We start from the raw sequence: 12,892 nt of genomic DNA on the forward strand, positions 1-12,892 counted from the left end.
GAGCGCGCGGCTCCTGCAAAGGTCGAGCGTGCTCGACCAGCACGCCGTGCTATCCTGTGGCCCGCACTGTCGCCGACAAGCGGCCCATGGTCCGGAAGCTCATAGCCCTGTTTGCCCTGGCCCTGTCGGCCGTGCCCGCCGCGGCCCAGCAGCACGTGCCCTCGGTCTTCGAGGGCGCGGGCGCCGATCCGCGCGTCTCGGTCTCCCAGCCGGAGACCACCAGCCAAGCCTCCGGCGGCTACGTCCGCTCGGTCGAACCCTCGCTCGGCCCGCTCGGCGATCCGCTGGGAATCCGCCCGGTCCTGAAGGAGCGGGGCATCGAGTACAGCCTGACCTACATCGTCGACGTGCTCGGCAACCCGGTCGGCGGCCTGCGGCAGGGCGCGATCGTCGAGGACCGCCTCAACCTGCGCCTCAACCTCGACCTCGACCGGCTCGCGGGCTGGCAGGGCGCGACGGTCCACGCCAACGCCTACTTCATCCACGGCACCGGCCTGTCGCGCTACTACGTCGGCAACCTGCTCACGACGAGTGTCATCGAGGCGCTGCCGTCGACGCGGCTCTACGTTCTCTGGCTCGACCAGAGCCTGATGGACGGAAAGCTCGGGATCCGGATCGGCCAGCAGGCCGCCGATACCGAGTTCTTCGTCAGCCAGACCGCGACCCTGTTCGTGAACTCGACCTTCGGCTGGCCGGCCATCACCGGGCTCGACCTGCCGAGCGGCGGCCCGGCCTACCCGCTCGCGGCGCCGGCGATCCGGGCCAAGTACGTGCCGGGCAACGGCTTCTCCCTGCAGATCGGCCTCTACGACGGCGATCCGGCCGGCGCGAACCGCCCCGGTCGGGATCCGGAGGCGCAGCGCCTCGACCGGACGGGCACGAATTTCCGCCTGCGCGATCCGGCCCTGGTCATCGCCGAGGCCACCTACGCGTACAACATCGCGCCCGGCGCCTGGGGATTGCCCGGGGACATCACCCTCGGCGGCTGGCAGCATTTCGGCCGGTTCGACAGCCTGCGCTTCGACATCACCGGCGTGCCGCTGGCCGACCCGAACGCCACCGGGATCGGCCGGCCGGTGCGTGGCAATGCCGGCGTCTACGCGATCTACGACCAGACCCTCTACCGGGAATCCGGCAAGGACGACGAGGGCCTGGGCTTCTTCGTGCGCGCGGCGTGGTCGCCCATGCGTTCGAGCCTGATCGACGCCTACGTGGATACCGGCCTCGCCTACAAGGGCCTGTTCGAGGGGCGCGACGACGACACGATCGGACTCAGCTTCGCCTACGCCCGCATCGGCGACGACGCCCAGCGGGCCGACCGGGACACGATCCTCTACACCGGGATGCCGATGCCGCGCCGCCGCGCCGAGGCGGTGATCGAAGCGACCTATCAGGCGGTGGTCGTGCCGGGCTTCACGGTGCAGCCCGACGCGCAGTACGTCATCCGGCCCGGTGCCGGCATCGCCGGTCCGGACGGGCGCCGGCTGCGCAACGCGGCGGTGCTCGGCCTGCGCGCGACCGTGCAGTACTGAGCCGGCCTGCGACCGCGGCACCCGGAACGCTCCCGGGCCTCCGCCTCTTTCAGCAGCATGTTGATTTTCGAGTGGGTCGTCGGCGTCCTGTTCGGCGCCGTCCTCCTGGCCGGCGTCGCGCGCCGGCTCGGTGCGCCGTATCCCGCCTTCCTGGCGCTGGGCGGCGTCGGCCTCGCCTTCGTGCCCGGCGTCCCGAACCTGCGGCTCGATCCCGAACTGGCGCTCGCCCTGTTCCTGGCCCCGGTCCTGCTCGATGCCGGGTTCGATGCGTCGGTGCGGGACCTGAAGGAGAACTGGCGCGCGGTGCTCGGGCTCGCGGTCGGGGCCGTGGCGGTGACGACCGTCGCGGTCGCGGTCGTGGCGCGGCTCGTCGTGCCGGACATGCCGCTCTCCGCCTGCATCGTGCTCGGCGCCGTGGTCGCGCCGCCCGACGCCGTGGCGGCGCTGGCGGTGCTCAAGCACGCGCCGATGCCGCACCGGCTCGCCACGATCCTGCGCGGCGAGAGCCTGCTCAACGACGCGGCCTCACTGCTGATCTACCGACTCGGCGTGACGGCCGCGATGGCCGGCACCTTCCACCCGGCGGAGGTGGCGCCGGCCTTCCTCCTGGGCGTGGTCGCGAGCCTCGTCGTCGGCCCCTGCCTCGGCCTGCTGTTCGTGGCCGTGACCCGGCGCGTGACCGATCCGGCGAGCGCGATCGTGCTCCAGTTCGTCGCCGCCTTCGGGATCTGGCTCGCCGCGGAGCGGCTGGAGCTGTCGGGGGTCCTGACCATCGTGACCTTCGCGGTGACGGTCGCCCGCCGGGCACCCGGCGTCACCGCGCCCCGCGCCCGGGTGATCTCCTACGCGGTCTGGGACACGGCGGTGTTCGTCCTCAACGTCCTGGCCTTCGTGCTCATCGGCATCCAGATCGACCCGATCCGGGACCGGTTGAGCGGCGCGGACGCGTGGCAGGCGCTGATCCTCGCGGGCGCGACCTTCGCCACCGTGGTCCTGACCCGCCTCGCCTGGGTGATGCCGACCACAGGGATCCGCGGGTTCGGCCTCCGGCAGGCCGGCGCCCCGGCGCGGCTGGGCCCGGGGATCGCCCTGTCGTGGGCGGGCATGCGCGGGATCGTCACCGTGGCGGCCGCCCTGGCGCTGCCCGCCGAGTTCCCGCACCGGGATCTCGTGGTGGTCACCGCCTTCGTCACGGTGCTCGGCACCCTGATTATCCAGGGCCTGACCCTGCGGCCGCTGCTCGCCCGTCTGCGGCTGGAGGACGATGATCCGGTGGGCCGGGAGACCGGTTGGGCCCGCGCGGCGGCCTACGAGGCCGCCCTGGAGAGCCTCGCCGACGCCGAGAACGAGCCGGCGACCGACGCCCTGCGCGCCGAGTTCCGCGCGGCCCTCGCGGAGGCCGAGGCGCATGACGAGGGCTTGGCGCCGGAGAGCCTGCCGGCGGATGCCGCGCGGCGGCGCGCCGTCGAGGCCGCCCGCGACGCGGTGCTCGCCCTGCGCCGCCAGGGGCGGATCGGCGACGACGCCTACTACCTGCTGGAGGAGGAATTCGACTGGGCCGAACTCAGCGCGACCCCGCGCGCGGAGACCTGAGCGCGCCCCGTCAGACGCCCTTGCGGGCCGCGACCCGGGCCTCGATCGCGTCCCAGACCGCGACCGACAGGTCGGGGCCCCCGAGTCGCTGGATCGCCCGGATGCCGGTGGGGGAGGTGACGTTGATCTCGGTGAGGTGCCCGTCGATCACGTCGATGCCCACCAGGATCAGGCCCCGCCGCGCCAGTTCCGGGCCGATCGTGGCGCAGATCTCGTGCTCGCGGTCGGTGAGCTCGGAGGCGGAGGCGGCGCCGCCGCGCACCATGTTGGAGCGGATGTCGTTCGCGGCCGGGACGCGGTTGACCGCCCCCATCGGGACGCCGTCGACCAGGATGATGCGCTTGTCGCCCTCGGTGACCCGGTCGAGGTAGCGCTGCACGACCCAGGCCTCCCGGAAGGTCGTGGCGAACAGGTCGAACATCGAGCCGAAATTCGGATCTTTCTCGGTGACCTTGAACACGGCCGCGCCGCCGTGCCCGTGCAGCGGCTTCATCGCCACGGTCCCGTGCTCCAGCCGGAAGGCCTCGATCTCCGCCTTGTCGCGGCTGATCAGCGTCGGCGGCATCAGCTCGGGGAAGTCGAGGACGAACAGCTTCTCGGGCGCGTTGCGCACCTCGAAGGGATCGTTGACCACGAGGGTCTCCGGATGGATCCGCTCGAGCATGTGGGTGGCCGTGATGTAGGCCATGTCGAAGGGCGGGTCCTGGCGCATCAGCACCACGTCCGCCTCGGCGAGGTCGATCCGCTCCGGCGGCGCCAGGGTGAAGTGTGCGCCCTCGACGTCCTGCACGGTCAGCCGCTCGACGCGGGCCGTCACGCGCCGGCCCTGCATCGAGAGCCGGTCGGGCGTGTAGTAGACGAGCGCGTGCCCCCGCCGCTGGGCCTCCAGCAGCAGGGCGAAGGTGGTGTCACCCGCGATCCGGATATTCTGGATCGGGTCCATCTGGACCGCGACGGTCAGGCTCATACCAAACGCCCCTCGCCAACGGCGGGCAACTCGACCGGGTCCCGTCTCAATCGTCGGACAGGGACTTGCTGCCGGTGCGCTTGTCGTAGTCGCCGATCGCCGCCCGGCATTCCGGGGACAGGCGCTTGCGGTTGCGCATCATGCAGCGATCCGCGTCCTGGCTGTTCGGATCGACGCCCGCGCAGAGGCGGAAATAGTCGTTCGCGCAGCCGAGCTGCAGGCCCTGATCCTCCCGCTGGGCGTAGGCGGGGCCGGCGGTCAGCGCGAACAGCGCCAGCGCCGCAGTAGCCAAGCCGCGGCGGCGGAAGGCGCGCAGGGATCGTTCCGGAACCAGTCGCATTCAGCGGTGTCCTCAATCTCGATCGGGCGGAGAGCCGACACGGCGGTCCCGCCATCGCCCGTGCCCGGCATATCGGTCGGGCCGGGCGGTAGGCAAGCGCCGAGGGTCCCGACGGGTTCCGCGCGGCAACGTCGCGGCCACGCTTCGCCGCGGTGTGGCGCGCGGGTCGCACAGCGCCGCCGCCCGGCGAGGCCGTCCGCACATAAGAAGGCCCCGTCCGGATCGGACAGGGCCTCAAGTCGAAGGGAGGAAACGCCCGCCATGGGCGCGAACACCCACGCAATTCACGCGCCAACTTCCGCCGGCATCGCGATTCCCGGCCGGGGCCCGGAAAGACTCCGTTAACCACGTCGTGCTGGATTGTTTCGGTAGCCCTTGCCGACGCCCTCCGAAGGGCCCGGGCCAGATGCTCGGACCGCCGACAGGAGCCGGAGACCATGACCCTCATCAAGCCGCTGGAGACCGGCGAAGCCCGTTCGTCGAAGCCCGTCGCCGATCCGGCGCGCAGAGCCGCGCAGGCCCCGTCCGCCACCCTGATCCCGTTCCCGGGCGCGGAGGCGCGGCGGACCTGCCGGATCCCGCGCTCCGGCGAGCGGCGCGGCGAGATCCTCCTGTTCCTCGGCGTGCGCTACGAGCGCCTCGCGTCCTGAGGACGTCCCCGCGCATGTCAGCCCGGCCGCGCGACACCACCGACGGTTCTCCCATGTCAGCCCCGGATCGCCGGCAGCCCGACCGCGCGCGCACCGCGCTGCGCCTCGCCCCTGCCGGCGCCGCGCTCGCCCTGCTCGCGGCCTGCACCCAGAGCGGCGATTTCGGCAGGCCGCGCACGGGGGTCTGGAACGGGCTCATCGACACGACGGGCAGCTTCAGCACCCGGGATCGCGGGCGCCTCCTGCTCGATTCCGGCCTCACCGACGACGAACTGACCCTGCGCGACCGCGCGTGGCGGTTCGTCGCGCCGGCCAGCAACTTCGCGGCCTTCCAGGACACGGTGTTCGGCCTCGCCAGCGCCCACGCGCTCCCGCCGACGTGGCGCTACGAGGAAGTCGGCGCCTATTACGAGGCCCTGACGGCGGAGCCGTCCCGCTCCCCGGTCTCCCGCTACCGGAAGCTCAGCGACGACGCGACCGCCGACGCGCGGCTGATCCCGCTCTTCGTGGCGCTGGCCGCCCGCGTCATCGACGCGGATGCCGCTCGCCTGCGCAGCCTGCCCTTCGCCAAGACCCTCGACGACGCCGCCGTGCGGGATGCCGTCCAGCGGGTCGCCGAGAACCGCTGCCTGATCGCCTGGGTGCGCTTCGAGGCCGGCCTGCGGCTCGCCCGCTACCGGTTCGCGCTGGAGCACCTGTTCGCGGCCGCGCCGGCGCCGGAATCGGTCTCGGCCGAGCGGTCCATCCTGATGCTGGCCGCGCGCCGCAACCTGCTCGACCCGCTCCTGCCGCCGGACGCCGCGGCCCGGTGCGGCCTCGGGCCGCTTCCGCTGCCGCCCCCACCGGTCGCGCAGGCGGAACCGCTGGTGGTCAAGTACTGAGCGCTCGAGGCCGCCCGAGGATGAAGGTCGTGCCGCGCGGATGGCCGGAGGCCGGACTCCGCCGGCCCTAGTACTTCAGTCCGGTGTCGCAGAGGACGGTCACGGCGGTCGCGTCGCTGGGGAGGCGCCCGGACGACAGCAACGCGACCGTCGCCGCGACGTTGGCCGCCGCCGAGTAGCCGACATGCAGGCCCTCCCGCGTCGCCAGGGCCCGCCGCCACTCCTCGGTCGCAGCGTCGGTCACCGGGATGGACAGGTCCATCAGGCCGGCCGTCCAGTGCGGCGGGACGCTGCCGTAGCCGGTGCCCTGGATCAGGTGCCGGTGCTTCGTGACCGGCGATCCGCCGAGGGGCTGACAGCCCGCCGGCTCGACCGCGGCGCAGATCAGGGACGGGTTGCGCGCGCGCAGGGCCGCGGCCACGCCGAGGAAGGTCGCGCCCGTGCCCACGGCCGCCACCCAGGCATCGACCCGGCCGGACGATTGCGCCCAGATCTCCGGTCCGGTCGTGTCGCGATGCGCGCGCACGCCCTCCGGCGCATGGAACTGGTCGATGTAGAAGCCGCCCCGCTCGGTCGCGACGCGCTCCGCCGCGTCCGCGGCCGCCCGCACGTCGGCGCCGGTGACCTGCCCCGGGACGCCGTCCACCTGCGGCACCCGCACGACCTCGGCACCGAGCGCCTCGAGCATCCGCACGCGCTGGAGACTGTTCCCGGCCGACATCGTGACCACGAGCGGGTGCCCCAGGGCCGCGCAGGCCACCGCGAGGCCGGCCCCCATGTTGCCGCTGGTCATCTCCACCACGGGCGCCCCCGCGGCGAGGCGGCCGTCCGCGCGCGCGGCCAGCAGGATGGCGCGGGCGGCGCGGTCCTTGACGCTGCCGCCGGGCTGCATGAACTCGGTCTTCGCGAGGATGCGGCCCGGACCGGGATGGACGCGGTCGAGGGCGACGAGCGGCGTGTTGCCGATCAGATCGAGGGCGGATCGCGTGATCCCGGCGGCCGAGGACGGCATCGTCGCGGCGGCTGCGGTCATCGCGTCGGCGGGGCCGGCGCCGTCATCCGGGAGAACGCGGGGCCGCGGGGCCTCAGCACCGGCCGACCGGCGCCGCGGACCCGTGCGGCGTCCTCGCTCAGCGTCCCGCTCCCTTGCCCGACGCATCCTTGCCCGACGCGTCCTTGCCGGGCGTGTCCTTGCCCGCGGACGCATCGTCCGTCGGCGTGTCGGTGGTGCAGGAGACGGCCTGGACGGCGGCGTTGGCGGCGGGCCTCTGGCTCGGGAGACCGGCGATCACCCGCACCACCACGAAGCCGCGCGCGTCGGGCGCGACGATGCGCACGTCGCGGCTCGGATCGTTCTCGTCGTCGTCGGCCAGCGCCTCGTCGTACTGCGCCCGGGTCAGGATCACGAGATCCAGAGCCCCGCGGACCGCGGCCTGATCGGTCACCGCGTAGAACGCCCCGCGGCGGGCATGCGCGGCGAGCGAGAGCGACAGCGGACCGGTGCGGGCCGAGACGCGCATGGGCCCGTCCGCGAGGTTGTAGGCGCAGACGCCCACGGCGACCGCCGGATCCGGGATCGGCAGCCACGCCTCGGGCGGGGAGGGGTCGTCGCCGGTCGCGACCGCGTAGATCGATTGCGGATGGTCCAGGTTCTCGCTGGTGCGGGCGCGCGAGACCGCGTCGGCCTCCGACAGGGCGGGGATCGCCAGGACCGCCGCGATGTGGACGATCCCGGCGAGCACGAGGCCGATCAGCGTGGCGTAGACGAAGCGCAGGCTCACGGGGCGCACCCCACGCGGGTGATGGCCGGCACGGCACTTCGGTCGAGGGACCCGACGCTGGCGGCGACCGGCGTATCGTACAGGCGCAGGGCGAGGCGGACCGGCCCGCTCGCCCGCGGGCTCGGGAGCCAGTTGCCCGGCTGGACATCCGGCGCGAGCGTGATCGTGAAGCGCCCGTCGGCCGTGCGCAGCACTTCCGTGGAGGTGAAGCCCTCGCGCAGCGGCGCGCGGCCGGGTTCGCGCGCGCCGCGCCCGGCGACCGTGACGGTCCAGGCGCGGGCGGGCGGCGTCGCGCCGCCGATCCGGTACGTGCAGGTCGCGTCGAGCGCCTGACCGGAATCGTCGACCGCCGCGGTCAGAAGCAGGCCCTCACCGACCGCCAGAGGGATCTCGCCGCGGCGCGCGTTGACGGCGCGGGTGTAGGGATCGGCATTCGCCGCGCCGGCCCGCGGCCACGCGGTCCAGGCTCCGACCTGCACGCCGCCGAACGGGTAGCCGCCGCTCGTGGCCCAGTCGGCGCTGGCGAGTCCCAGGACGGCGCCCAGCGCCAGGGTGTAGGCGGCGAGGCCGGCGATCGAGCTCTTGCGCCAGAGGCGCAGGACGAAGCGCGCAGCGCCGTTGCGTGGGGCGCCGGCGAACACGGAGGTCCGGCCGAGCGCCTCGGGGATCGTGAGCTTCATGCGCTCACCGCACCTCGGTGAAGCCGCCGACCGGGCGGGCGCCCTCGGCGACCTCGCGCAGCTGACCCGACGGCGGCGCCGCCGCCCGGTCGCCGGGCTTCCGGCCGGTCCTCGGCGCGCTTCCGGCGCCGGCAGGCGCGTCCGCGGCCGAGCCGGGCGCGCGCTCGACGGTGCGGAACAGGCCGTTGAGGCCGCTGATCACCTCGAAGGAGCGGCGCGAGAGCTTGCCGTAGGCGCTGGCATTCGGATCGGTCGGCGCGGTCGGGCCGCCGGAGGCCTGCTGCTGGGCGGCGCGCGGGCTCTCCTTCAGGCCGGGCAGGCCCTTGATCTCGATGCCCTGGTGGGCCGGCTCCATAACGTCGTGCCAGAGCTGGGCCGGGAGGGAGCCGCCGGTGAGCTTGTTGGTCGAGGTGTGGTCGTCGTTGCCGAACCAGACGGCGCCGACGTAATTGCCGGTGTAGCCGACGAACCACGCGTCCCGGTAGGCGTTCGTCGTGCCGGACTTGCCCGCCACCTTCACGCCCTCGAGCTGGGCCCGCTTGCCGGTGCCCTCCTCGACCACCTTGTTGAGCATGAAGTTCATGTCCGCCACGACCTGGGGCGAGAGAACCCGCTCGGGCGCCTCGTCGGCGTGGCGGTAGATCACCTCGCCGGACGAGTTCTTCACCTCGATGGCCGCGTAGGGCTTGGCGCGGAAGCCGCCGTTGGCGAACACCGCGTAGCCCGCCGCCTGGTCGATGACCGTCACCTCGTCCGAGCCGATCGGCATCGAGACCGTATCGATCAGGTTCGAGGTGATGCCCATCTTGTGGGCGAGTTCCGTGATCTTCGCGCGGCCCGCCTTGGCGGCCTTGGCCTCGTGGGAGATGCCCATGGCCTTGCCCAGCGCGATCGAGATCTTGATCGGGATCGTGTTGATCGACTTCGCCACCGCGAGCCACATCGGCACCCGGCCGGCATAGGACCGGCCGTAATTCTGCGGGCACCAGTTGCCGATGCAGACGGGGCTGTCGACCACCGTCGTGTCGGGCTTGAACAGCCCGGAGGCGAGCGCGGCCGAGTAGACGTAGGGCTTGAACGAGGAGCCGGGCTGGCGCAGCGCATCGGTGGCGCGGTTGAACTGGCTCTCGCCGTAATCCGCGCCGCCCACCATGGCGCGCAGCGCCCCGTCGGGATCGAGGATCACCATGGCGGCCTCGTCCACGTCGTAGGCGTCGCCGGATTTGCGCAGGATGTCGGCCACTGCCTCGTCGGCCCGCTTCTGGATCGCGAGGTCCAGCGGCGTCTTCACGGTCAGCACGCGGTCGTTGCGCAGCTTGCCCGCGTCGGCCATCGCCTTGATCTCGCCGAAGGCCCAGTCGAGGTAGTAGTCGGCGGTGATGTCGCGGGTGCGGATCACCGGCGTCGCCGGGTTGCGGAGCGCCGTCTGGATCTGGCCCTCGGTGACGAAGCCCGCCTCCACCATGTTGTGCAGCACGTCCGCCGCCCGCGCGCGCGCCGCCGGCAGGTTGACGTGCGGGGCGTACTTGGTCGGCGCCTTGAACAGGCCCGCCAGCATGGCGGCCTCGGCGAGGCTGATGTCCTTGAGCGGCTTGCCGAAATAGTAGTCCGCCGCCGCCACCGCGCCGAAGGTGCCGCCGCCCATGTAGGCGCGGTCGAGGTAGAGCTTCAGGATCTCGTTCTTGGTGAGATGGCTCTCGAGCCACAGGGCCAGGAACGCCTCGTTGACCTTCCGCTCCAGGGAGCGCTCGTTCGTCAGGAACAGGTTCTTGGCGAGCTGCTGGGTGATCGAGGACCCGCCCTGCGTGCCGCTGCCGCCGCGGGAGTTGTTCACCAGCGCCCGCAGCGTGCCGATCGGGTCGATGCCCCAGTGCTCGTAGAAGCGCCGGTCCTCGGTGGAGACCAGCGCCTTGATCATGATGTCGGGAAAGTCGTCGAGCTTCAGCGAGTCGTCGTGCTTGATGCCGCGCCGCCCGACCTCGGTGCCGTAGCGGTCGAGGAAGGTGACGGCCAGATCCTGCTGCTTCAGCCAGTTCTCGCTGGTGAGCTGGAAGGCCGGCTGCGCCAGCGCGAGCATCAGGATGGCGCCGCCGGTCCCGATCGTCACTCCCTCGCTCGTCAGGTCGAGGGCGACGCGCTTCCAGCCGCGCACCGCGAAGCGGCTCATGACGCGCTGGAAGCGCTCGTAAGCCTGACCCGTCGACTGGCCGCCGTCGTACAGGCTCGCGTTGACCCAGGCGTCGAAGGCGAGGGCGGCGCGTTCGAGGCGGACCTTGATCTCGGTGAACGTCGGCAGGCGCACGATGTCGAACCCGGCTTGTCGAGCGCCTCTGCGGCGGAACCTGGCGGCGGATGGTCGGGCGCCCGCGCCGCGGACACGAACCCTGCGCCGGCGCCACCGCACGGCATCCGACGTCCATAGCAGGATCCGGAACCGGCGGCGAGGCTCTGCGCAGTCTCGTGATTTGCCGCGGACGAGCTTGGCCGTAACGCACGACGGGGCGATCCGGTCGCATGGCAATCGCAGGGCGGCCGTCGGCGACACTCGGCTGCCACGCTTGCAGCGGTGCCGCGCCTCGGGCAGAGAGGCGGCTTCCCATCCGAGAGACTTTCCCGATGCCCAAGCCCGAGGCGCCGCGCCGCGGGGCGGTCGAGCCGTTCTGGCGGACCAAGACGCTCGAAGCCATGACCCCGTCCGAGTGGGAGAGCCTGTGCGACGGCTGCGGCCGGTGCTGCCTGATGAAGCTCGAGGACGAGGATACTGGCGAGGTCCACCACACCGATATCGGGTGCACCCTGCTCGACGGCCTCACCTGCCGGTGCCGCGACTACGCGCGGCGGCAGAAGCGGGTGCCCGACTGCGTGCGCCTGACGCCGGAGGCGGTGCGGTCGATCGCCTGGCTGCCGCCGACCTGCGCGTACCGGCTCGTGCGCGACGGGCAGCCGCTATACCCGTGGCACCCCCTGGTCTCCGGCCGGGCCGCGAGCGTGCACGAGGCGGGCATCTCGGTCCGCGGCCGGCTCGCCGGCAACGAGGAGGAGTTCTCGGAGGACGAGTTGCCGGACCGGATCGTGGCTTGGCCGGGCCTCGATCCCGGCGCGGTGTGAAGCGACCGCACCAGACGTCCCCTCGAGCGATCGGCCGAGTTCGCGAGCCTCGGTCGGTACGCCTTAGCCGGCCCCGGCGTGTCGGCCGAGCAGCCGGCCTCCGGCCAATCCGTTCGCCGCGATCACGATGGCGACCGCCGCCGCGTGGAACAGCAGGTCCGTGGCGGTGGCGTCGTGCGGGTGGACCGGCATCAGCAGCGCCGCCGCCGCCGCCGCCACCGCCAGCCCCCCGAGGGCGGCCGTGAGGTTCGGCCGCAGCGGGCAGGCGCGCCGCAGCATCACGACGATCAGCAGGGACAGCGGCACCGAGACGCAGATCAGGAAGCTGAAGCAGCCCGTGATCGCGTGCTCGCCGGGCAGGTCGGCCCCCGGCGCGATCCAGTCGCGCAGGCAGCCCAGGCCGCTCGCCCCGACCCAGAGGGCGAGGGGCGGCAGCGGCAGCAGCGCCCAGCGGCCGGACCGTCCAGGCACGCTGGTGGCGAAGGCCGCGTAGGCGGCCGTGATCGCCGTCAGCACCGCGCCCAAAGCCGCGAAGGCCAGATCCGGCACGTGCATGCGCAGCATGAAGCCGCCGGTCCCGATCCAGGCGGCGAGGACCACGCCGATCACCAGCGTCGCGCCGAGCCAGAGGGCCGCGCGTGCCTCCGGGGTCGGCAGCGGCCGCACGGGTTCGAGCCCGCCGGCGAGCTCCTCGACGAGCCGCTCGTGGCGGGACAGGTCGCCGCCGGCCCAGTTGCTCCCCTCTCCGGGCATCACTCCCGCTCCTGCGTCAGGCTGGCCCGGAGCGCCTTCAGCGCCCGGTGCAGGTTCACCTTGAGGGCACCCTTGCTGCGGCCGGTGAGGGCCGCGGTCTCGTCGAGCGACAACTCGCGCAGGCCCAGGTGCTCGACCGCCTGCCGCTGGCCGTCGGGCAGGGCCGCCACCGCCCTGGCCAGGGCGGCGGCCCGGTCCCGCGCCTCCAGCCCGTGGCCGGGGGCCGGCCCCGGATCGACCTCCGCCTCGTAGGCCAGCGGGTCGTTGACCTCCCGCGGGCGCCGCCCGGCGCGGCGCAGCCGGTCGATCGCCCGCCGCTGGGTGATGGCGCGCAGCCAGGGCAGGAAGGGCCGGGCCGGATCGTAGCTCGCCCGAGCCCGGTGGACGGTCATCAGCGCGTCCTGCACGACGTCGTCCACCGCCTCGCCGCGCACGCCCTGCGCACGCGCGATCGCCGAGACCACGGGCAGACAGGCCTTCAGCAGCGCGCGATAGGCGGCCGCGTCGCCGCCCTGGGCCGCCGCCATCAGGGTCGCCAGTTCCTGTTCTAGCGCCATCCGGGCTCCGCCGTCGTTCCGTCCCCCGGCACGCGGCGTGTCTACCCCAC

The 12,892-nt window shown here is 73.1% G+C and carries 13 protein-coding genes; 5 read left to right on the forward strand and 8 right to left on the reverse strand.

All coding sequences use genetic code 11. From position 1 onward, the window contains the following. The first annotated feature begins 86 nt into the window (after nt 1-86). A complete protein-coding gene (locus ACQKQD_RS08975; protein WP_427508292.1) occupies nt 87-1,532 on the forward strand; it encodes a carbohydrate porin in 1,446 nt (481 codons plus the stop codon). A 57-nt stretch (nt 1,533-1,589) separates the two neighbouring features. Then, the gene (locus ACQKQD_RS08980) at nt 1,590-3,125 is read left to right on the forward strand and encodes a cation:proton antiporter (RefSeq protein WP_042674088.1); all 1,536 of its coding nucleotides are present in this window, start codon (nt 1,590-1,592) and stop codon (nt 3,123-3,125) included. A gap of 10 nt (nt 3,126-3,135) precedes the next feature. On the opposite strand, the gene gshB is transcribed toward ACQKQD_RS08980, so the two are convergent. Further along, a complete protein-coding gene (gene gshB / locus ACQKQD_RS08985; RefSeq protein WP_427508139.1) occupies nt 3,136-4,092 on the reverse strand; it encodes a glutathione synthase in 957 nt (318 codons plus the stop codon). A gap of 46 nt (nt 4,093-4,138) precedes the next feature. Then, complete coding sequence (locus tag ACQKQD_RS08990) at nt 4,139-4,432, reverse strand: hypothetical protein (RefSeq protein ID WP_020093681.1); 294 nt, start codon at nt 4,430-4,432, stop codon at nt 4,139-4,141. A gap of 437 nt (nt 4,433-4,869) precedes the next feature. Between ACQKQD_RS08990 and ACQKQD_RS08995 the strand changes: the two genes are divergently transcribed. Together ACQKQD_RS08995 and ACQKQD_RS09000 are read left to right on the forward strand one after the other, a co-directional pair. Continuing rightward, a complete protein-coding gene (locus ACQKQD_RS08995) occupies nt 4,870-5,082 on the forward strand; it encodes a hypothetical protein (protein WP_042674087.1) in 213 nt (70 codons plus the stop codon). 53 nt (nt 5,083-5,135) lie between these two features. Continuing rightward, a complete protein-coding gene (locus ACQKQD_RS09000) occupies nt 5,136-5,963 on the forward strand; it encodes a hypothetical protein (protein ID WP_427508140.1) in 828 nt (275 codons plus the stop codon). A gap of 67 nt (nt 5,964-6,030) precedes the next feature. Here the strand turns inward: ACQKQD_RS09000 and ACQKQD_RS09005 are convergent, their stop codons facing one another. The 4 genes from ACQKQD_RS09005 to ACQKQD_RS09020 form a co-directional block, all read right to left on the reverse strand. After that, the gene (locus ACQKQD_RS09005) at nt 6,031-6,996 is read right to left on the reverse strand and encodes a PLP-dependent cysteine synthase family protein (RefSeq protein WP_427508141.1); all 966 of its coding nucleotides are present in this window, start codon (nt 6,994-6,996) and stop codon (nt 6,031-6,033) included. A 97-nt stretch (nt 6,997-7,093) separates the two neighbouring features. Then, on the reverse strand, nt 7,094-7,753 hold the full coding sequence (locus ACQKQD_RS09010) for a DUF1254 domain-containing protein (protein WP_107351944.1): 660 nt from the start codon (nt 7,751-7,753) through the stop codon (nt 7,094-7,096). Next, entirely contained in the window at nt 7,741-8,424 is a 684-nt protein-coding gene (locus ACQKQD_RS09015) for a DUF1214 domain-containing protein (protein WP_020093686.1), read from the reverse strand. Before ACQKQD_RS09015 ends, ACQKQD_RS09010 begins: the two co-directional genes overlap by 13 nt. A gap of 4 nt (nt 8,425-8,428) precedes the next feature. Then, on the reverse strand, nt 8,429-10,726 hold the full coding sequence (locus ACQKQD_RS09020; protein WP_427508142.1) for a transglycosylase domain-containing protein: 2,298 nt from the start codon (nt 10,724-10,726) through the stop codon (nt 8,429-8,431). Between the two features lie 314 nt (nt 10,727-11,040). Here ACQKQD_RS09020 and ACQKQD_RS09025 point away from each other — a divergent pair, with 314 nt between their 5' ends. Beyond that, nucleotides 11,041-11,532, forward strand: coding sequence for a YcgN family cysteine cluster protein (locus ACQKQD_RS09025; RefSeq protein WP_020093688.1), 492 nt, complete (start codon nt 11,041-11,043; stop codon nt 11,530-11,532). 63 nt (nt 11,533-11,595) lie between these two features. On the opposite strand, the gene ACQKQD_RS09030 is transcribed toward ACQKQD_RS09025, so the two are convergent. Together ACQKQD_RS09030 and ACQKQD_RS09035 are read right to left on the reverse strand one after the other, a co-directional pair. Continuing rightward, nucleotides 11,596-12,285, reverse strand: a complete 690-nt coding sequence (locus ACQKQD_RS09030; RefSeq protein WP_427508143.1) for an NrsF family protein — start codon at nt 12,283-12,285, stop codon at nt 11,596-11,598. After that, entirely contained in the window at nt 12,285-12,842 is a 558-nt protein-coding gene (locus ACQKQD_RS09035) for a sigma-70 family RNA polymerase sigma factor (protein WP_020093690.1), read from the reverse strand. Before ACQKQD_RS09035 ends, ACQKQD_RS09030 begins: the two co-directional genes overlap by 1 nt. Nucleotides 12,843-12,892: the final 50 nt, after the last annotated feature.

It is taken from the genome of Methylobacterium sp. NPDC080182 (assembly GCF_050281105.1).
Lineage (GTDB): Bacteria > Pseudomonadota > Alphaproteobacteria > Rhizobiales > Beijerinckiaceae > Methylobacterium.

What these genes read in the sequence shown, in the direction of transcription:
- ACQKQD_RS08980 (WP_042674088.1), top strand. Translation starts at nt 1,590, where the DNA reads ATGTTGATTTTCGAGTGGGTCGTCGGCGTCCTGTTCGGCGCCGTCCTC.
- ACQKQD_RS09025 (WP_020093688.1), top strand. Translation starts at nt 11,041, where the DNA reads ATGCCCAAGCCCGAGGCGCCGCGCCGCGGGGCGGTCGAGCCGTTCTGG.
- ACQKQD_RS09035 (WP_020093690.1), bottom strand. Translation starts at nt 12,842, where the DNA reads ATGGCGCTAGAACAGGAACTGGCGACCCTGATGGCGGCGGCCCAGGGC.
- ACQKQD_RS08995 (WP_042674087.1), top strand. Translation starts at nt 4,870, where the DNA reads ATGACCCTCATCAAGCCGCTGGAGACCGGCGAAGCCCGTTCGTCGAAG.
- ACQKQD_RS09000 (WP_427508140.1), top strand. Translation starts at nt 5,136, where the DNA reads ATGTCAGCCCCGGATCGCCGGCAGCCCGACCGCGCGCGCACCGCGCTG.
- ACQKQD_RS08975 (WP_427508292.1), top strand. Translation starts at nt 87, where the DNA reads ATGGTCCGGAAGCTCATAGCCCTGTTTGCCCTGGCCCTGTCGGCCGTG.
- ACQKQD_RS09015 (WP_020093686.1), bottom strand. Translation starts at nt 8,424, where the DNA reads ATGAAGCTCACGATCCCCGAGGCGCTCGGCCGGACCTCCGTGTTCGCC.
- ACQKQD_RS09005 (WP_427508141.1), bottom strand. Translation starts at nt 6,996, where the DNA reads ATGACCGCAGCCGCCGCGACGATGCCGTCCTCGGCCGCCGGGATCACG.
- ACQKQD_RS08990 (WP_020093681.1), bottom strand. Translation starts at nt 4,432, where the DNA reads ATGCGACTGGTTCCGGAACGATCCCTGCGCGCCTTCCGCCGCCGCGGC.
- gshB (WP_427508139.1), bottom strand. Translation starts at nt 4,092, where the DNA reads ATGAGCCTGACCGTCGCGGTCCAGATGGACCCGATCCAGAATATCCGG.
- ACQKQD_RS09030 (WP_427508143.1), bottom strand. Translation starts at nt 12,285, where the DNA reads ATGCCCGGAGAGGGGAGCAACTGGGCCGGCGGCGACCTGTCCCGCCAC.